The 18,666-nt window shown below is 61.7% G+C and carries 15 protein-coding genes; 7 read left to right on the top strand and 8 right to left on the bottom strand.

Annotated elements, in window-relative coordinates; translation table 11 throughout:
- Positions 1 to 367 precede the first annotated feature (367 nt).
- Positions 368 to 2,260, top strand: coding sequence for a penicillin-binding protein 2 (gene mrdA / locus K0H48_RS17045; protein WP_219268361.1), 1,893 nt, complete (start codon positions 368 to 370; stop codon positions 2,258 to 2,260).
- Here the strand turns inward: mrdA and K0H48_RS17040 are convergent, their stop codons facing one another.
- Complete coding sequence (locus tag K0H48_RS17040) at positions 2,261 to 2,662, bottom strand: GFA family protein (protein WP_219268360.1); 402 nt, start codon at positions 2,660 to 2,662, stop codon at positions 2,261 to 2,263.
- 100 nt (positions 2,663 to 2,762) lie between these two features.
- Between K0H48_RS17040 and K0H48_RS17035 the strand changes: the two genes are divergently transcribed.
- Positions 2,763 to 3,230: an SRPBCC family protein gene (locus K0H48_RS17035; protein WP_219268359.1), complete on the top strand. Its 468-nt coding sequence runs from the start codon at positions 2,763 to 2,765 to the stop codon at positions 3,228 to 3,230.
- Between the two features lie 44 nt (positions 3,231 to 3,274).
- Here the strand turns inward: K0H48_RS17035 and K0H48_RS17030 are convergent, their stop codons facing one another.
- Positions 3,275 to 5,479, bottom strand: a complete 2,205-nt coding sequence (locus K0H48_RS17030) for a TonB-dependent siderophore receptor (protein ID WP_219268358.1) — start codon at positions 5,477 to 5,479, stop codon at positions 3,275 to 3,277.
- Positions 5,480 to 5,696: 217 nt separating this feature from the next.
- Between K0H48_RS17030 and K0H48_RS17025 the strand changes: the two genes are divergently transcribed.
- Positions 5,697 to 6,602, top strand: coding sequence for a LysR family transcriptional regulator (locus K0H48_RS17025; RefSeq protein ID WP_219268357.1), 906 nt, complete (start codon positions 5,697 to 5,699; stop codon positions 6,600 to 6,602).
- Position 6,603: 1 nt separating this feature from the next.
- On the opposite strand, the gene K0H48_RS17020 is transcribed toward K0H48_RS17025, so the two are convergent.
- On the bottom strand, positions 6,604 to 7,476 hold the full coding sequence (locus K0H48_RS17020; RefSeq protein ID WP_219268356.1) for an MBL fold metallo-hydrolase: 873 nt from the start codon (positions 7,474 to 7,476) through the stop codon (positions 6,604 to 6,606).
- 193 nt (positions 7,477 to 7,669) lie between these two features.
- Here K0H48_RS17020 and K0H48_RS17015 point away from each other — a divergent pair, with 193 nt between their 5' ends.
- From K0H48_RS17015 to K0H48_RS17000, 4 genes are all read left to right on the top strand, one after another.
- On the top strand, positions 7,670 to 10,027 hold the full coding sequence (locus tag K0H48_RS17015; RefSeq protein ID WP_219268355.1) for a DNA polymerase II: 2,358 nt from the start codon (positions 7,670 to 7,672) through the stop codon (positions 10,025 to 10,027).
- 71 nt (positions 10,028 to 10,098) lie between these two features.
- Positions 10,099 to 10,677: a GNAT family N-acetyltransferase gene (locus tag K0H48_RS17010; RefSeq protein WP_219268354.1), complete on the top strand. Its 579-nt coding sequence runs from the start codon at positions 10,099 to 10,101 to the stop codon at positions 10,675 to 10,677.
- Positions 10,678 to 10,690: 13 nt separating this feature from the next.
- The gene (locus K0H48_RS17005; RefSeq protein WP_219268353.1) at positions 10,691 to 11,311 is read left to right on the top strand and encodes a glutathione S-transferase N-terminal domain-containing protein; all 621 of its coding nucleotides are present in this window, start codon (positions 10,691 to 10,693) and stop codon (positions 11,309 to 11,311) included.
- Positions 11,312 to 11,487: 176 nt separating this feature from the next.
- Positions 11,488 to 12,072, top strand: coding sequence for a DUF4174 domain-containing protein (locus tag K0H48_RS17000; RefSeq protein WP_138815430.1), 585 nt, complete (start codon positions 11,488 to 11,490; stop codon positions 12,070 to 12,072).
- A gap of 359 nt (positions 12,073 to 12,431) precedes the next feature.
- Here the strand turns inward: K0H48_RS17000 and K0H48_RS16995 are convergent, their stop codons facing one another.
- From K0H48_RS16995 to K0H48_RS16975, 5 genes are read right to left on the bottom strand one after another with little or no spacing between them, the layout of a single operon-like run.
- A complete protein-coding gene (locus K0H48_RS16995; RefSeq protein WP_219268352.1) occupies positions 12,432 to 13,487 on the bottom strand; it encodes an acyltransferase family protein in 1,056 nt (351 codons plus the stop codon).
- A 22-nt stretch (positions 13,488 to 13,509) separates the two neighbouring features.
- Positions 13,510 to 14,919, bottom strand: a complete 1,410-nt coding sequence (locus K0H48_RS16990; protein ID WP_219268351.1) for a lipid II flippase MurJ — start codon at positions 14,917 to 14,919, stop codon at positions 13,510 to 13,512.
- Between the two features lie 2 nt (positions 14,920 to 14,921).
- Positions 14,922 to 16,355, bottom strand: a complete 1,434-nt coding sequence (locus tag K0H48_RS16985; RefSeq protein WP_219268350.1) for an O-antigen ligase — start codon at positions 16,353 to 16,355, stop codon at positions 14,922 to 14,924.
- Entirely contained in the window at positions 16,352 to 17,455 is a 1,104-nt protein-coding gene (locus tag K0H48_RS16980) for a glycosyltransferase family 1 protein (protein ID WP_219268349.1), read from the bottom strand. The genes K0H48_RS16985 and K0H48_RS16980 overlap by 4 nt, the downstream gene beginning before the upstream one ends.
- Positions 17,446 to 18,663: a glycosyltransferase family 4 protein gene (locus K0H48_RS16975; RefSeq protein ID WP_219268348.1), complete on the bottom strand. Its 1,218-nt coding sequence runs from the start codon at positions 18,661 to 18,663 to the stop codon at positions 17,446 to 17,448. The genes K0H48_RS16980 and K0H48_RS16975 overlap by 10 nt, the downstream gene beginning before the upstream one ends.
- Positions 18,664 to 18,666: the final 3 nt, after the last annotated feature.

Here is an 18,666-nt window from a genome sequence, read left to right as displayed (position 1 = left end):
AGGTCATCGTCAAGATTAAATTCCGAAACCCCTGATTGCTAACGCAATCAGGGGTTTTGTTTTGGGCGGTCGGAAAACACGAACCGCTTCAAAACCTCTGCGCCTTGATCAGCTCAATCGGCATCATCCCGATCGCCATCCTCACACGCGTCCTGCACAAAGCTGGAGGGCTTCTGACTGATCGCACCTGTGTGATTAAGGCCTTTTTGCAGCCAAAATCCGTCCCTGTCTGACAAAACAGCATGCCGTTGGGGAAATCGATGCAAAGTGTTTCTGCATTTTTGGTATGGTGCAGCACATTTTCACAAGGATTGATCTTTTATCCGCAGGATGCGGCGTCCACCTTCTTCAACGAGATGCTGTAGCAATGCCTGAACCGATACCGATCAAGGATCACGAAAAAGAAAACCGCCTGGTCAACAAGCGCTTGCTCGCCTGCGCACTGTTGGTGATTGGTATTACTTGCGCCCTGGTCGGGCGCATGTATTTCCTGCAGGTGGTGCAGTACGACTATCACTCGACGATTTCCGAGAACAACCGGGTCCACGTACTGCCGATCACGCCGACGCGCGGGCTGATTTATGACCGCAATGGCGTAGTGCTTGCCGACAACCGTCCCAGCTACAACCTGACCATCACCCGTGAGCGCACCACCGACCTCAAGGGCGAGCTGGACGCTATCGTCAGCCTGTTGCACTTACCTGCCGAAGACCGCGCGGTATTCGACAAGGCATTGAAACAAGCCCGCCATCCCTTTGTGCCGGTAACGCTGTTCTACGAATTGACCGAAGAGCAGATTGCATTGCTGGCCGTTAACGAGTTCCGCCTGCCGGGCGTCGATGTCGAGCCGCAGTTCGTTCGGCATTACCCGCTGGGCGCGCATTTTGCCCACTCGATTGGCTACGTCGGCCGGATCAACGAAAAAGAATCCAAAGCCCTCGACTCGGTGGAGTACCGCGGTACCCAGTCCATCGGCAAGACCGGTATCGAGCGTTTCTACGAGTCCGAGTTGCACGGCCATGTCGGCTATGAAGAGGTCGAGACCAACGCTCAGGGACGCGTGTTGCGCGTACTCAAGCATACCGACCCGATCCCAGGCAAAAACATCGTGCTGAGCCTCGACGTCAAGCTCCAGGAAGCCGCGGAAGAGGCCCTGGGTGATCGGCGCGGTTCGGTGGTCGCCCTCGACCCGCAGACCGGCGAAGTGCTGGCCATGGTCAGCAAGCCGAGCTTTGACCCGAACCTGTTCGTCACCGGCATCAGTTTCAAGGAATACGCCGCGCTGCACGATTCTATCGATCGGCCGCTGTTTAACCGCGTATTACGCGGGCTTTACGCGCCCGGCTCGACCATCAAGCCGGAAGTGGCCATCGCCGGTCTCGACAGTGGTGTAGTGACCGCGCAAACCCGAGTGTTCGACCCCGGTTATTATCAATTGCCCGATTTTGACCACAAATACCGCAACTGGAACCACAGCGGTGACGGCTGGGTGGACATGGACGCGGCCATCATGCGCTCCAACGACACCTACTTTTACGACCTGGCCCATAAGCTGGGTATCGATCGACTGCACGACTACCTGGCCGAGTTCGGCCTCGGTCAGAAAGTCTCCCTCGACATGTTCGAAGAATCAGCCGGCCTGATGCCTTCCCAGGCCTGGAAGCGCGCGACGCGGCGCCAACCCTGGTTCCCGGGCGAAACCGTGATTCTCGGCATTGGCCAGGGTTATATGCAGGTCACGCCGCTGCAACTGGCCCAAGCCACTGCGTTGATCGCCAACAAAGGTGTGTGGAACCGGCCGCATCTGGCCAAGACCATCAACGGTGTACCACCGGTGGACGAAAACCCGATGCCTAACGTGGTACTCAAGGATCCGCGAGATTGGGAACAGGTCAACCATGGCATGCAGTTGGTGATGCACGACCCACGGGGTATCGCCCGTGCCTCGGCGGTTGGCGCGCAATACCGCATCGCCGGCAAGAGTGGTACGGCGCAGGTGGTAGCGATCAAGCAAGGTGAGCGTTACAACCGAAACAAAACCTTGGAGCGCCATCGTGACAACGCCTTGTTCGTCGGCTTTGCGCCAGCCGAACATCCCAAAATCGTGATCTCGGTGATGATCGAAAACGGCGAGGCCGGTGGCCGCGTGGCGGGCCCGGTGGTGCGGCAGATCATGGACGCTTGGCTGCTTGACCAGGAAGGCCATCTCAAGCCGCAGTATGCGACGCCCGCCAAGGCGCCCGGTGACCCGCACGTCTAGTCAAACCTTCCACTCATCCCAGTGCTCTACGCCTGCGTAAGCAAGCCAGGGCACGTCATGGGCCGTCCAGATGTGCGAGGTGGGTCGCACGCCAGGGTCGTCATCCAGCGTCGCTACCCGCACAATCACATGGGGCTGATGCCGACGCTCAGCCACCAGGTGTGAGCCGCAGCGTGAGCAGAAATGCCGGAGCTTGCCCGGTGAAGATTCAAACGACGACAGCAGCTCCTGCCCCTGCGTCCAGCGGAAGTGCTCGCGCATCACCCCGGCCGTGGCCACGAATGCGGCGGCATGCACCTTGCGGCAACTGTCGCAATGGCAGTGGCTGATGGGCAGGTCCAAGCTGTCGATTTGATAGCACACGGCTTTGCAGAAGCAACTTCCATTCAGCGGGTCAGTCATACACGTATTGCCTGATCAAGGACGGGGACAATCATCATTGCTTACAACCTGAGGTTGCGCATTGTTTGTTGTCGCCTACTTTCAATGGAGGAGGTGACTTATGCACGTGTTAGATCGCATCGAACGAAAAGTCCTGCTCAACGTACCGCGCAAACAGATCTGGGAAGCGCTCACCAATGCCGAGCAGTTTGGTAAGTGGTTTGGCATCGCCCTCAAGGGTGAAACCTTTACCGCTGGAAAAACCATCGAGGCACCGATCACTTACCCAGGCTACGAACATGTGGTGTGGAAGGCCGAAATCGTGCGCATCCTGCCCCAAACCCTGTTCTCATTCAGATGGCACCCTTACGCAGTCGAAAAGGGCGTCGACTACGACCAGGAAACACCGACCCTGGTGGAGTTCACCCTCGACGACCGCGCCCCCGGCATCCTGCTGCGGGTAGTCGAATCCGGTTTTGACGAAGTGCCTGAAGCCCGTCGCCAGAAAGCCTTCAAGATGAACTCCCGTGGTTGGGACGAGCAAATGGGCAACATCGAAAACTACCTGACCCGGTCCCGCCGCGTCTGAGCCAGCGATGCGCAAATCCGCTGACTCAGGTGGTTACAACGCGTTTAGAAGTCCACCGTCGCCGAGAACTTGGCCACCCGCGGATCACCTTGGGTCAGATAACCACCCAACGCCGATTCCCAGTACTTGGTATTCGCCACGTTCTCCACCGTCGCGCCCAGGCTTACATCACGCTGGGCCACTTTGAAGTTGTAGCGGGCGCCCACATCGAAGCGGTTCCAGGCGGGCAGGCTCAGGTTGTTTGCCGCATCGGCGTACTGGCCGCCGGTGCGTAACATGCGGCCATTGACGCTCACGCCTTGCAGGCCCGGCACATCCCAATCCACGCCAGCGTTGAGCTGGAAGGACGGCACGCCAATAGCGCGGTTACCGTCGTTGGCGCCGTTAGCCGTGCCATTGACCTCGGTGTGGATGATGGTCGCGCCGCCCAGCAGGCGCAAGCCGCTGACGGGTTCGCCGAAGACGTTCAGCTCTACACCTTTGTTGACTTGCTCGCCTTCGAAGACAAAGGTCGCGGTGCCGTCCGCATTAAGCTGGGAAAAACCTTGGGTCGGCTGTTCGATTCGGTACACGCCCAGCGTTGCGCCATAGGTGCCCATGTCGACCTTGACGCCAGCCTCGGTCTGTTTCGAGCGCGCGGGTGCGAAGGTCTGGTTGGCGTTGGTCACGATGGCGCTGCTGAAGGTGGAGGGGGCAGTCGGTCCTGACGCCAGGCCTTCGATGTGGTTGGCGTAGAGCGACACATGCTCCCAGGGTTTGAACACCAGGCCATACACCGGCGTGGTAATGCCCTTGGCGTAATTGGCAGTGCGTGTGCCGGTGCCGTAGGCGTAACCCTGAACCACTAGTTCCTGGCGACGCAGGCCGGCGGTGAACAGCAAACGGTCATCCATAAAGCCGAAGGTGTCCGACACCGCCGCGCTGCGGGCGAAGGTCTTGGCGGTGATGCCTGGGTCATTCAGGTCGCTGCCGGAGGTGAAGCCTCCTTTGGCTGGAGCGGTCACATCGGCCGGGTTGTAAATATTGGTCGGCTGGGTGCCGGAGGCAAAGTCAAAGGCGTTGCGGGTCTGGGTCCAGATGCCGGTCAAGCCGAGGTTCAATTTGTGGCTGACCGCGCCGGTCTGGAACTTGCCGTTCAGGCCGGCCATCAGGCTGGTGTTGTCTTCCTGATGCGCAATGTTCGAACCGCTGACCGTGGCATTGCCCAGCGTGTCCCGCAGGGTGACCGACGAATAGCGGCCCAGCTCATTGGTGTGCTTGGCGCCGCCGGCGATGTAGGCGGTCCAGTTGTCATTGAGGTCGTACTCGCCGCGCAACATGCCGAAAGTGTCTTCCAGGCTGGTGGTACCCCAGTTCGGCGCGTAGTTGGTGGCGGCCGACGGCGCATTCGGGATGTGGGTCAGGCCGTTGCCGAGCAACACCGAGTTACGCCCGCCATTGACCTGCTGCTTCTGATAAACGAAATCGCCGGACACGCGCAGGGCGTCACCGCGATAATCCAGGCCGACCGAGAACAGCTTCGAGCGCTGGCTTTCGTCGTCGATTGCGGTGTCGCCTTCGCGTTGGGAAATATTCACCCGCGCGCCGAAACGGTTGTCCTCACCGAAGCGCTGGCCGATGTCCAGGTGCTCGCCAACCCGGCCATCACTGCTGATATCGGTGCTCAAACGGCGCAACGGCACATCATCGGCGCGCTTGGGTTGCAGGTTAACGCCGCCGCCGATACCGGAACCGCTCGGCGTCACGCCGTTGATGAAGGCGTTGGGGCCTTTGAACACTTCAACCCGTTCCAGGGCGTCGGTGGACATGATCTGGCGCGGCAGGATGCCGTACAAACCGTTGAACGAGATATCGTCGCCATTGAGCGGCAAGCCACGAATCACGAAGGCTTGGGCCTGGTTCGCATAGCCTGATGCCTGGCGCACGGACGAGTCATTGAGCAGCACGTCGCCGACGGTTTGCGCGTGCTGCTCGCGGATCAACTTCTCGGTGTAGGAGGACATGCTGAACGGCGCGTCCATGATGTCCTGGTTGCCCAGCACACCTAACTGGCCGCCGCGCGCCACTTGGCCGCCCGCGTAAACCGGTGGCAATGCGTTCGGTGCAGGGGCGTCGGCGCTGATAGTGGTGGCACCCAATTCCAGTGCGTTGCCGTCCGGGCTTGCCGCATGAGCGGCAAAGCTTATGGAGCAGCAAAGGGCGAGCAGGGTAGGGCGAAACGGCACAACAAGTCGGGAGCAGGTGGGCATGGTCGATCCTGACGGCAAACCGTCATGTGAGGAAAAAGGGCAACAACGTTGCGCTTCCTCACTGCGCGGATACGACTCCGTCGCGAATGATAGTAATTGTCATTAATATTCCGCAACAAGTTTGTGAAATTGTTGTCCGCACGCGCGGGATCTGCCGACCGGCGGCCGCAAAGGTGCTATATAGCCTCTCCCTTACTGCACTCAAGGCACTGGCGGCATGAACCTCACCGGCCATAACCTGGCGTTGCTGGCCTCACTCAGCACCTTGCTGGATGAGCGTAATGTCACCCGCGCCGCCGAACGCCTGTCCATCAGCCAGCCCGCGCTCTCGGCACAATTGGCGCGCTTGCGTGACCTGTTCGGCGACCCATTGCTCACCCCCGCACTGTCCGGCAAGGGCATGGTGCTGACGCCTCGCGGCGAACACCTGCAACAGCCGTTGCGTCAAGCCCTGCAAGTGCTCGAAGACGTCATCAACCACACGCCCCTGTTCGACCCGTTCAGTGCCCAACGTGTGTTCAGCCTGGCGGCGAATGACAACGCCAGTGCCATCATGGCGCCGCGCCTGATCGCGTTGACGCGTGCGATGGGCATCCAAGGCATTCGCTTTGCCTTTCGCGGCATCGACAAAAACAAGCTGCCCGAGCAGATGGAAAGCGGCGACATCGACCTCGCCCTGACCGGTAAAGACGCCGTCGACAAAGCCTCGCAGCTGTTACTGCTTGAGGAAGAGTTTCGCTTGGGCCAGCGCATCGGCCACCCACGCGGTACTGGGCCGGTGACGCTGGCGGCGTACACCCAGTTGGAACACGTGCTGGTGTCCGGCGATGGCGGTGGATTCTACGGCTTTATGGATGAGGCGTTGGCGCGCAAAGGGCTGGCGCGGCGGGTTGGGGTTTCGGTGCAGTACTACAGCCTGGTGCCGTTGATCCTGCAGACCACTGATCTGGTCTGTACCTTGCCCGCGCAGTTTCTTGAACGCTACGCCGGCACGCTGCAATCGTCTGCCCTGCCGCTTGAGGTACAGCGCTACAACCTCTACGCGGCCTGGCATTCACGTTTTGATCAGGATCCCGCCCACGCCTGGCTGCGCAGCATGCTCAGCCAATGCGCGGCGGCGTAGCTTATTTTGCCGGCACCCAGATGAAGTGATCGCCCTCGGCCTGGATCTGGCCAATGCCCGGGAACGGGAAGTGCGGGGCGAAAATCGTCTCATGGCTGTCAGCCAGTTTCTTCAGCTCGGCGCGGCGCGTGGCGATGCCTTCATCACGGTCATCGTCAAAAGTGATCGCCCATTCAGGCTGCGCCAGGGACACAATCGAGCTGTGGACCAGATCACCTACATCCAGCAAGCGCGATTGCCCTGAGACAATCTGATAGCCCACATGCCCAGGCGTATGGCCCTTGAGCGGTACAGAGTTGATACCCGGCGCGACTTTATCGCCCGGTGCAAAGGTCTTCACCTGCGGCGTAATCACCTTGATCAGCGCCGCCATGTTGGCCTGGCCTTGCAGCCATTGCCAGTCCGGCTTGGAGATCTTCACCACTGCCTTGGGAAACGCCTGCGTGCCCTGGGCCGTGACCAGCCCGCCAATATGATCGCCGTGTACATGGGTGATCAGCACATCCGTGATCTGCTCAGGCGCAACGCCGGCCTGCGCCAGGCTCTGCAACAGCAAACCCTGCACGTTGGGGCCCAAACCGGTGTCGATGAGGATGGTTTTTTTACCGTCCTGCACCAGCAACGCGTCCACATCCAGGCTGACCTTGTCGGTCGGCGCACCGGCGGCGGCGAGCACGCCGGCAACGGCCTCTGGCCCGACGTTGGCGCCGAAGACCTTGCCGTCATCGGGGATGTCATTGGTCTTGTCGTGCAGCGCCGTCACCTGCAGCGGGCCGAAGTGAAAGGTGCGTGCGGCGGGCGCGTCTTCGGCCGCCTGGGCAAGGGCAATGGAACAGGCGCTGAGTACAAACGCAAAAGTCAGGTGTTTAATCATCGGTCGGGCTCTCGGGCTCTCAGGTTACAGGTCGGGGTTCGGGATGCGCCAAGCAGGCTAAAGCGCTGGGGCGGCACTGTGAAATCCACATTCAGCATAGGAGGTATAAGCCGGATAAATGCCATCGCCCATCGCGTTTGCCCGGATGCCGAGTAGAATCACGCCCTTAAAGCATTTCCTGAGGTGCGGTACGGTGGATTTACAGCAGGGTTTTGTCCTGACCCGGCATTGGCGCGACACGGCGGCGGGCACGGAGGTCAGTTTCTGGCTGGCCACCGACCAGGGCCCTCGGTGCGTGCGCCTACCTGTGCAAACCTCGGTGATGTTTATCCCGGAGGCCCATCGCAAGCCGCTCGACTGGCTGCTCAAGGGCGAGCGCGAGATCGAACTGCGCCCGTTGCAGTTATGCGACTTCCATCATCGCCCTGTGCTTGGCCTTTACACCCGCCAGCACCGCCAGTTGATGGACCTGGAGAAGCGCCTGCGCGCTGCCGGTGTCGACGTTTACGAAGGCGACGTGCGCCCGCCCGAGCGTTACATGATGGAGCGCTTCATCACCGCCCCGGTGTGGTTCGGCGGCACGCCGGATGCCAGCGGCGCCTTGCTCGACGCGCAGTTGAAACCCGCGCCGGACTACCGCCCGCCGCTCAAGCTGGTGTCCCTGGACATCGAGACCACCGCTCAAGGCGACCTGTATTCCATCGCCCTCGAAGGCTGCGGCGAGCGCCAGGTGTACATGCTCGGCCCGCCGAACAAGGCCGACGCCGTTGACTTCAAGCTCGACTATTGCGACACCCGCGCTCAGTTGCTCGAATCTCTCAATGCGTGGATCGCCACCCATGACCCCGACGCTATCATCGGTTGGAATGTGGTGCAGTTCGACCTGCGGGTGCTGCACGAACATGCCCAGCGTCTCAACGTGCCGCTGCTGCTCGGGCGTGGCGGCGAGGCCATGGCCTGGCGTGAACATGGCAGCCGCAACCATTACTTCGCCGCCGCGGCCGGGCGGCTGATCATCGACGGCATCGAGTCCCTGCGTTCGGCGACCTGGAGTTTCGAATCCTTCAGCCTGGAAAACGTCGCGCAAACCCTGCTCGGCGAAGGCAAGGACATCTCCACGCCGTACCAGCGCATGGACGAAATCAACCGCATGTTCGCTGAGGACAAACCGGCGTTGGCGCGCTACAACCTCAAAGACTGTGAGCTGGTCACGCGGATTTTCGCCAAGACCGAGCTGCTCAAGTTCCTGCTCGAACGCGCCAGCGTCACCGGGCTGCCGGCCGACCGTAACGGTGGCTCGGTGGCGGCGTTCACGCACCTGTATATGCCGCTGATGCACCGTCAGGGCTTCGTTGCGCCGAACCTGGGCGACAAACCGCCCCAGGCCAGCCCTGGCGGATTCGTGATGGACTCGCGACCCGGCCTTTATGAGTCGGTGCTGGTGCTCGATTACAAAAGCCTTTACCCGTCGATCATTCGCAGTTTTCTCATCGACCCGGTGGGCCTGATCGAAGGCCTCAAGCACCCGGACGACAGCGAGTCGGTAGAGGGCTTTCGTGGTGCGCGTTTTTCCCGCACCCGGCACTGCCTGCCCTCGATTGTCGCGCGGGTTTCCGAAGGCCGCGAAGTGGCCAAGCGTGAACACAACGCGCCACTGTCCCAAGCCCTTAAAATCATCATGAACGCGTTTTACGGCGTACTCGGCTCCAGCGGTTGCCGCTTCTTCGACACACGGCTGGCGTCCTCGATCACCCTGCGTGGGCACCAGATCATGCGTCAGACCCGCGAGTTGGTCGAAGCCAAGGGGTATGACGTGATCTACGGCGACACCGACTCCACCTTCGTCTGGCTCGGCAGTGCGCATTCTGCGGATGACGCCAGCCGCATCGGCCGCGACTTGGTGCAGCACGTCAACGACTGGTGGCGCGCGCATCTGCACAACGAGTTCGGCCTGCAAAGCGCCTTGGAACTGCAATACGAAACCCACTTCAGCCGCTTCCTCATGCCGACCATTCGCGGCGCGGAGGAGGGCAGTAAAAAGCGCTATGCGGGCTTGGTGGTACGCGCCGACGGCAGCGAAGAAATGGTCTACAAAGGCCTGGAAACCGTGCGCAGCGACTGGTCGCCTTTGGCCCGGCAATTCCAGCAGGAACTCTACCAGCGCATCTTCCACCGCCAGCCCCATCAGGACTACGTGCGCGATTATGTGCGGCGTACCTTGAGCGGCGAATTCGACGACCTGCTGATCTACCGCAAACGCCTGCGCCGCCAACTTGACGACTACGAGCGCAACGTGCCGCCGCATGTGCGCGCCGCACGCCTGGCGGATGAATACAACGACCGTCTGGGGCGCCCACGCCAGTACCAGCGCGGCGGCTGGATCAGCTATGTGATCACGGTCAACGGTCCGCAGCCGCTGGAAGTGCGCCAGGCGCCGATCGACTATGACCACTACGTCACCCGGCAATTGCAGCCGGTGGCCGATGCGATCCTGCCGTTCGTAAATGATGATTTCGGCACGCTGGTCGGCGGGCAAATGGGCCTGTTTTAAAACGCTTGCCTGTACGTAGGGCGAGCCTGCACTCTTGGCCTCTGACGACCCCCTCAGACGGCGCAGCTTCCATGACTCAGATCACGTTGACCGGCAGCACGGTCGAACTCCAGCCCCTGCAACGCGAACACAAGGCTGCCTTGCTTGCAGCGGCTGCCGACGGACAATTGTGGAACCTCAAGGTCACCCACGTGCCAGGCCCGGACACCATCGACACCTACATCGACACGGCCTTGGCCGGCCGCGATGCGGGCAGCGTGATCCCCTTCACCCTGGTGCGCGCAGGTACTGGCCAGGTGGTGGGCAGCACGCGATTCTGGAAGGTCGATCGGGTCAATCGCAAGCTGGAAATAGGCCATACCTGGCTGGCCGAGTCCACGCAAAAAACCGGCATCAACACCGAAGCCAAGCTCTTGCTGCTGACCTACGCTTTCGAAGTGCTCGACTTCGTACGGGTGCAATTCACCACCGACGAACTCAACGAAAAATCCCGCGCCGCGATCCTGCGCCTCGGCGCCGTGCAAGAGGGCATTGTGCGCCACGAACGCATCATGCCCGACGGGCGCAAGCGCAATTCGGTGCGGTTCAGCATCATCGATTCGGAATGGCCGCAGGTGAAGGCCAGCTTGCAGGCCAAACTGCAGCGATAAGGAGATAACCCCCATGTACACGCTCTACGGCATCGACGAATCCGGCTCCTGCATGATCGAAATCGCCCTGCAGCGATGCGCGGTGCCGTGGCGGCGAATCGATGCCAGTTCCTGGGAAGACAGCGAAGGCAGTGACGCCCTGGCCCGCATCAACCCACTCAAACAAATCCCCACCTTGGTGACCCCCGATGGCCAGGTGCTGACCGAAAGCGCCGCGATTCTGATCCACCTGGGCCTGGAGTTTCCCGCCTCCGACCTGCTCGCCGGCAACCGTGCGCAGATCTTGCGTGGGCTGGTATACATCGCCGCCAATTGCTATTCAGCGGTCGGCATCATCGACTACCCGCAACGCTGGCTCGGCAATGGGGATGAAGCTGCCCAGGCGCAACTGGTCAGCGGCACGCGCCGTTACCTGCACCAGGCCTGGGTGCTGTTCGCCGAGCAGTTTGCCGACCAGTTGTTCGCCCCCGGCAATGTGCCGAATGCGCTGGGCATTATGGCGGCGGCGGTGTCGCGTTGGGACGCGGCGCGGGAGGTGTTGAGCAACCTCGCTCCAGGCTTTGCCCAGACGCTGGCGCAGGTGGATGCCGACCCGGTGGTGGCGCCGGTATTTGCGCGGCATTGGCCGCAATAGAACGTCTCGTTATGGTTCCGCAATCAGAAGAAACAATGACTGATAACCCTATTCGAGCCCTTGCGTGGCAGGCTTCCTGACCTACGCTTCTTAACGAGGTGTAGGAATCATCCTTGAAATTGACTGTCGCAGACATGAAACTCAAGAACCCTGCATGGAATTCAAAGGAGGTGCGCATGCTCATCCGGTCGCTGACCCTGGCTACCTTGATGGCTTTTACGGGGCCGCTGTTGGCCGCGGATGATATCAACCCACTCAAGCAGGACTTGAATAAGTCCCGACCGCTGGTGGTGGTGGAACTTGATTCCGGCAATGAAACATTGGCAAACCTCAAGAAACAGCTGGACGAGCCTGCCAACAAGCAGTCCTTTGAAGAGCGCAGCATGGTGTTCTACACCGTGAAGTTCGGCAGTATCGGCGCCGAAGGTGAGAAGTTTGCCAAGGATGCCAAGGACAACAAGAAGCTCACACCACCGGAGACCAATGCGTTGATCCGTGCCCTCAAACTGGGTGCTGGCAGTGGCACCAAGGTGATTCTGGTGGGTAAGGACGGTGAGAAGAAACTCGAGAAGACCGTGCCGCCGGATACTCTCGACTTGAAGGAGTTCTTCAGCGCCATCGACCAGATGCCCCAGGCTGAAAAAGACCTTGCTGCACCGGCTGAGCCTGAGCCTGCTGCGGCAGCGCCGGCCAAGAACGGTAAACCTGCCAAGCCCGCAAAGGCCGGCAGCAAACCCGCCGCCTCACAACTCGATGATTGAACATACCTAAGCCAATGTGGGAGCTGGCTTGCCTGCGATAGCGGAGTGTTGGTGTACATATCCGTTGCTGCGGTCACGGCGGCTTTTGGTTCCGCTCTTACAGCGGCTAACCCGGCGTCCTGCCGGGTTACCCACGATTCAAGCCTGCGTTCGGCCATCGTGGTTTACGGGGCGCCTCAGATCAAAATCTACAGCACGGCGGCCTGAAAGCCGACCTGAGTGGTCAAAGCAAAAGCCTATCTACCTGATGCAACGCGGTCTAAATGTGGGAGCGGGCTTGCTCGCGAAAGCGGTGGATCAGTCGAATCATCAGCGACTGACACACCGCATTCGCGAGCAAGCCCGCTCCCACAGTTGATTCAGCGCTGTTCCAAAGGCTTTGGCGCCTTACGCACCGGAAACGGAAAGTAGAAAAACCGCAAAAACGCCACCCGCTTGATCACTTCCCCAATCAACAACGGCACCACCACCGCCACCACCAAGCCAATGCACGCCGACAGCAACGGATGCAGGCCGACGCGCTCCATCAGGTCAACGGTCTTATGCTGAATCTCCCCATGGAAGATCAGCAGAATCAAAGTGGACTGCCCGATATACGTCATCACCCGCGTGATAAGGGGCGAAGCCATCAGCACCCGCGCCAGTGACCAGCTCGCGTACACACCAATCACCGCCAGCAAGCTGGTCCACAGCCAATGGTCGTAACGCCGCTGCGCCAGGTCCATGGTGTCGTGGCTGTAGAGGAATACCGCGGCGAACAACGCCACCGAAATCACCAGCGTCAGCAACGAGCCCTCATGCCTGCGCAACCAATCGCGCAGCAGGTAGCCGTAGATGAAGTAAGTGCTGCTGATCAGGGTTATCTCAAGGCCGAAGGGTAAACCAGGCAGCGTCCAGGTCTGCCCGCCGACCGTCACCGGTATTTGCCAGAACCACGGCAATACCCAGATGCCGATCAGCAGTTGCACCACGACCAGCAAGCAACTCACCGGCAGTGACAGCTTCAGGCGCTGGATCAGGCGCAACATCAGCCAACTGAACAGAATCGCCACCCAGAAGTGCGGCAGAAACCACAGCGCCTGCCAGGGAATGGTGTCCACCGAGGCATACAGCACGCCGCCGACATCCGGCAGCAGCGGTTGGCCACGCAATACATCGCGCACCAGCACGTACACCAGCATGGTGAAGAAAAACGGCTTGAGCAGGCCGTCGGCCTTGCGCACTGCCATTTCCACAAAGGGTTGCTCGGGCTTGAAGAACACCCCGGAGAGGAAAAAGAACAGCGGCAAGATGAACGAAGCAATGATCGGATACTGCAACTCCAGGGAGTTGGCCACGAACCAGCTGTGGCCGTACACGATCAGCAGGATGCCGATGCCCTTGGCAATATCCATTTGAATCCAACGATGTTTCATTCGACTGCCCCCGACCGATCGTTCATGCCTTGCGCCATGGCTTGAGCCACAGCCCCATGCCCAGCAACACCACGGCGCCGGCCAGGGTGCTCAACCCCAGTTGCAGCCACACGCCTTGAATTGGAAACAGCAATAGCGCCGCCAGGCTCATCACCAGCGCACTGAGCAGCCAGTGCCGCGTCCAGGGCAAAGCATTGAGTAGTGCCTGGCGTTGCATCAGCAGCAGGGCGGTGCAGATCACGCCTGCCAGTGCGGCCAAGGGAATACCCGCCAGGCCAAACACAAACGGCAGCATGCCCAGCAACAACACATTGACCAGGCTGCCGAGCAGCTCGCAACGCAGCGGCTGGCGCGTATCGCCAGCGGCATAGGCATAACGAGCGAGTAAGGCGTTCCAGGCGCCGAACACCAGCGGCACGGCAAACCAGGCCAGCAGCAGCGGCAACGGTGAGTCCGCCGATTGTTTGGGCAGCAGCAGGGCCACCAGGCTCGGTGCCGCCGCCACCAGGCCAACGCCGGCCGGCAGGGTCAGCACGCTGGCAGTCTCGAGGCCGCGCTTAAGCAGGGCCAGGCGCTCATCGCCCTGGCGTCGGCTCATCATGCCCAGCAGCACCTGGTTGAGGCTCATCAGCGCAATCAGCGGCAGGTTCATCAGCTTGCGGGCGAGGTTGACCCAGGTCACCGCGCCTTCGCCGAGCAGCGACGCCACCAGCCGTTCGATCAAGGCCAAGCCCTGGCTGGCGCCATTACTCAGCAACAGCGGGCCGATGCGTTGGCCCAGCTCGCGCAGCGGCGCGAAGGACAACTGCCAGCGCCACGGCCGCCAGCCCTGGCGCCAGATCGACGGCAGTAACGCCAGCGGCATCAACAGGCTGCCGGCCAGGCACGCCAAGGCGAGGGCATGCGGTTGCGTGGCCGTGCCCGCCACCGCCAGGTAGGTCACCGGCGGCAGGTTGAACAGCAACGAACCCAGCCCTGCCAGCACAAAGCGCTCACTGGCCTGCAACGGAATACTGAACAGCGCATGCAGCATCAAGCCGGGCACGCACCAGGCGACGATTTGCAGGTTGCTGGCGGCCAGCGCCGTGGCACTCGCCGCCAACCCCGGCCCCAGCAACTGCACCAGCCACGGCGCCAGCAGCGTCAGCAGCAGGCTGGTGACCAGCGCGATCAGCATCAAGGCGGGGAACAGCACTGCCAGCCAGTCCAGGCGTTCGCCGTCCTTGCGTGCCAGGTACAGCGGCAGCGCGGCGGCGCTCAAGACGCCACCGGCCAACGACATGCGCAACGCCTCGGGCAAAAACAGCGCGATCAGGAACGCATCGCTGCGCTCTCCGGCGCCCCACGCAGCCACCAGCAACCACTCGCGGGCGAACCCCAGGCACAGGCCCAGCAAGGTCGCAAGCGTCAGCCAGACGGCCGAGCCGAGCATGATTAAGGCCGCACGCCGTCAAGCAGCGGCTTGCGGTACACCACGGTCTTGACCTGCGGCAGGCGCGCCGGAAACAGTCGGCGGGCCTCCAGCACATTGATGCCGACCATCAGCCAGAACAGCGACACCATCACCACGGCAAAACTGAAGTAGTGGTCAAACAGACCGCTGACCAGTGCCGCCAGAATCCCGGCCGTGCTGCCCAGCCACAGCGCGTTGTCTTTGGTCAGGCGGATCGGGCCTTTTTCCGGGCGGGCTTCACGCCACCAGCGCACCGTCACGGCAATAAACAACAGCATGCCGACAATGCCGATCTTGTAGACGTAGTTCAGCCACAGGTTGGAGATCCCCAGAAAGTGCGTGCCCGGCACCGGCGGGTCGACCTTGAAGCCGATGCCGAACGGGTAGGCTGCCACCGCCTGGGGGAACATGCGGTATTCGTCGAAACGGATTTCGGTACTGGCGTTATCCGAGGAAAAAATCGTCGCCAGGCGGTCCTGCAACGGCGGATAAGCCATCACCAGCGCCACGGTCAGCGCTGCGCCGATCATCAACAAGCGGCCGGTATACGGCACGCGGCGCGTGGCCATCCAGATCAGCACTAACGCGAGGCTGACCATCGCCCCACGGCTACTCGCCAGCAGCAATGCGGCCGCCCCCAGGCACGCCACGCCCAAGCCCAACCCACGCTTCCAGCCCTGTTCGGTCATGCCGAAGCAGAAGGCCAAGGGCAGCAGCAGGGCCATGATCCCGCCGATGGCATTCGGGTGCATCCACGGCGAGCCCATGCGCGACGACATCGCCTCCAGGCCGAATTTGAGGGTGTCGAAGTTGCCGTAATTGAACAGCGCCAGCACCGGCGCGATCCCGGCGCCCGAGCGGGTGCGTACAAACACTGCAATCGACAGCACCAGCATCGCCAGGGTGCCCAGCAACAGCGCGATCACCAACGATTCGCGGTGCTTGTGGTCCACCAGCAACTTGGCGGCCAGAAACACCCCCGACAGGTTCAGCAACCAACGCAGCCAGTTCGCCACGCCACTGCTGTCGGCGTGAATGGTGACCTGGCCGACGATAAACGGGAACACGCTGAACAGCATCAACCACAGCAGCATCTGGTCGGTGGGGCGGCGTGTAAGGCTCGGCGTGGCCGGCACGCGGGCCAGAAAGCTGTGCCACAGCACCGCGCCCCAGGTCAGCGCCAGGATCGCTTCGCTGACCGTACTGCGAATACCCAGGTTGAGCGTGGAGTAGGGCATGAAGGTTGCCATCCCGGCGAACAGCAGCAAGCCCCAGAACGGAAAGCGTAAAATGGTCACCGCCGCGGCCAGGCCGATCACCGCGAGAAACGCCTTGGCCGGTGACAGCATCAAGGCGAGGGCGCCAAACAGCAGGCCGAACAGGATGGCGACGAGGCTTGCCAGCGAAAGTCTCATTTCAATTCCTCGATCAGTTCGGCCAGGCGTTGGCGATAGGCAAGCGGGTTGTATCGCTGCGCCCATAGCCGACGTTGCTCGGGTGAGTCTTCATCCACCTGATCGCTCAGGGCCAGCATCAATTGCACCAACGCCGGGCCATCGGTGGGCGAAAAACGCGGCGCCGACGGCGGGGTGATTTCGTCCAGCGAGGTGCCACTGGCCACCGCCACCGGCGTGCCGACGCTCAGTGCTTCGATCACCGGTAAGCCAAACCCTTCGGCATAGGACGGCTGCCACAGGCGCGCGGCCTGGCGGTACAAGGCGTGCAACTCGGCATCCGACACACCGCTCAGGGCGCGAATCCCCGGCAGGCTGCGCTGGGCTTCGGGCAGGTGGTCGAGGCTGCCGACCAACACCAGCTCCGGTACGGCGGGAGAGAGGCTGCGCGCTTGTTGCCAGGCCTCCACCAGAAACGGCACGTTCTTGCGCAATTCGCGGGTGCCCACCAACAGCCAATAGCGCGGCGGCAGCTGGCGCGCGGTGAGGTCGGCCGCCAGTTCGATAAAACCATCGACCTGATTGGGCAACACACGCACCTTGCCCGCGGCCTTGGGAAACAAACGCACGGTTTCATCGGCACTGTACTGCGACGGCGTCCACACCCGGTCGGCGCTGTGTACCGCATAGCTGATCGACAGGCGATCGCTGGTTTTGTAGATCAATGCCTTCAAACGGTTGGCGTGGTAGTTGTTCAACGTGATCTGGAACAGGTCGTGCAGCAGCACCACGCTGCGCATGCCTTTGGGTTTGGGTGGCAGCGGCAGGCCCATGTTGAAGGTGCTGATGTACAGGTCGATCCGCTTTTCGCGCAAGGCCTGCGGCAAAAAGCCGGCCTCGAAGCGCAGACGATTGTGTGGCTGGTGCATGGCCGTTTTCGCACAGCCCCAGGCCGGGCAGTGGGCCTGCAAGCGCGTTTCATCGCCCAGGGGCGCCACGGTGAAGCGCTCAAGCTCGATGCCGGGCAATGTGCGCAGGGCGGCCTCGAGCGCATACACCTGGCGGCTGATGCCCGATTGCGGTGAGGTGCCGACGGTGCGGTAATCCAGGCCTACACGCATACGGGCTCCTTTTGATTGAGCGGTGCCAGTGAGGCATATACCTGCTCCAGCTGGCTGGCGGCAACGCTCCAGTCATGGGCACGGCGCACATAGGCGCGGCCGGCTTCACCCATGGGCGCGGCGGCCTCGGGAAATTGCAGCAGGCGCACCACGGCGTCCGCCAGGCTCTCGGCACTTTGCCCGCCGAGGTAATCCAACCCTTCCACCAGGTCCAGGCCCGACACTCCTTGCTCGGTGCTCGCCAGGGGCAGCCCTGCGGCCAGCGCCTCGAGCACTTTCAATTTGGAGCCGCCGCCATGGCGCAAGGGCGCCAGGAACACCGAACAGCTCGATTGCAGGTTCAACAGGTTCGGCACAAACCCTTGCCACTCAATGCGCGGGTCTTTCCAACGCTCGCGCCAGCTGCCAGGCATGCCGAACCCGCACACGCTCATGCGCGCCTGCGGGCAGCGTTCCCATACTTTGGGCAGGATCTCATCCAGCGCCCACTCGATGGCGTCCACGTTCGGCGCGTACTCATAGTTACCGAGGAACAACACGCGCTGAGTCGACGGGTCGGGATGGGCGGCGGCGAAGTGATCGCAATCCACGCCATTGACCACCACCGGCACCGGTTTGCCAGCGATTTTGGCCAGCACTTGCGCATCCGCTTCGGTCACCGCCACCACTTGCGCCGCCTGGCGCATCACCCGGTGTTCCCAGCGGCTGTAGCGCCATTGATCGTAGCGAATGAACGGCAGTGCCCAGCGCGGCAGGCGGTCGTAGGTGGCGGCGCCCAACGCCGATTCCACGTTATGTTCGGTCAGCACGAACGGCTGGGATTTACGCGCCAGCGCATCTTCATAGGGTTGGAAGGTGTAAGTGTGCTCGATCTGCACCACGTCCCAATGCTCGTTGAGCAGTTGGTGAAAGGTGTCCTGCAAGGCACCCGACAGGCCATTCACACTGGCCAGCAGCGGATAGGGCGCCAACAGCCCGGCCACCAGGGTCTTGAGGCTGCGCAGCGGGCGGCGCGGCAGGATGATCAGTTGTTCGAGGAAGGCTTCCAGCACCTGGCGGTCGGTGAGCGATACCGGGTGCTTGTCATGCAGCAGCAGGGTGATCCGATGCCCACGCGCTGCCAGGCTGCGCAGCAGGTGGAACTGGCGGGTCTTGCCGCCACTGGTGGCGGGCCAGGGTGAGTAGGGCAGGATCCATAAAATGCGCATGGC

The sequence above is a fragment of the Pseudomonas sp. Xaverov 259 genome, assembly GCF_019352915.1.
Taxonomy (GTDB): domain Bacteria; phylum Pseudomonadota; class Gammaproteobacteria; order Pseudomonadales; family Pseudomonadaceae; genus Aquipseudomonas.
This window is presented reverse-complemented; position numbering and strand designations above follow the sequence as displayed.

What these genes read in the sequence shown, in the direction of transcription:
- mrdA (WP_219268361.1), top strand. Translation starts at nt 368, where the DNA reads ATGCCTGAACCGATACCGATCAAGGATCACGAAAAAGAAAACCGCCTG.
- K0H48_RS17040 (WP_219268360.1), bottom strand. Translation starts at nt 2,662, where the DNA reads ATGACTGACCCGCTGAATGGAAGTTGCTTCTGCAAAGCCGTGTGCTAT.
- K0H48_RS17035 (WP_219268359.1), top strand. Translation starts at nt 2,763, where the DNA reads ATGCACGTGTTAGATCGCATCGAACGAAAAGTCCTGCTCAACGTACCG.
- K0H48_RS17030 (WP_219268358.1), bottom strand. Translation starts at nt 5,479, where the DNA reads ATGCCCACCTGCTCCCGACTTGTTGTGCCGTTTCGCCCTACCCTGCTC.
- K0H48_RS17025 (WP_219268357.1), top strand. Translation starts at nt 5,697, where the DNA reads ATGAACCTCACCGGCCATAACCTGGCGTTGCTGGCCTCACTCAGCACC.
- K0H48_RS17020 (WP_219268356.1), bottom strand. Translation starts at nt 7,476, where the DNA reads ATGATTAAACACCTGACTTTTGCGTTTGTACTCAGCGCCTGTTCCATT.
- K0H48_RS17010 (WP_219268354.1), top strand. Translation starts at nt 10,099, where the DNA reads ATGACTCAGATCACGTTGACCGGCAGCACGGTCGAACTCCAGCCCCTG.
- K0H48_RS17005 (WP_219268353.1), top strand. Translation starts at nt 10,691, where the DNA reads ATGTACACGCTCTACGGCATCGACGAATCCGGCTCCTGCATGATCGAA.
- K0H48_RS17000 (WP_138815430.1), top strand. Translation starts at nt 11,488, where the DNA reads ATGCTCATCCGGTCGCTGACCCTGGCTACCTTGATGGCTTTTACGGGG.
- K0H48_RS16995 (WP_219268352.1), bottom strand. Translation starts at nt 13,487, where the DNA reads ATGAAACATCGTTGGATTCAAATGGATATTGCCAAGGGCATCGGCATC.
- K0H48_RS16990 (WP_219268351.1), bottom strand. Translation starts at nt 14,919, where the DNA reads ATGCTCGGCTCGGCCGTCTGGCTGACGCTTGCGACCTTGCTGGGCCTG.
- K0H48_RS16985 (WP_219268350.1), bottom strand. Translation starts at nt 16,355, where the DNA reads ATGAGACTTTCGCTGGCAAGCCTCGTCGCCATCCTGTTCGGCCTGCTG.
- K0H48_RS16980 (WP_219268349.1), bottom strand. Translation starts at nt 17,455, where the DNA reads ATGCGTGTAGGCCTGGATTACCGCACCGTCGGCACCTCACCGCAATCG.
- K0H48_RS16975 (WP_219268348.1), bottom strand. Translation starts at nt 18,663, where the DNA reads ATGCGCATTTTATGGATCCTGCCCTACTCACCCTGGCCCGCCACCAGT.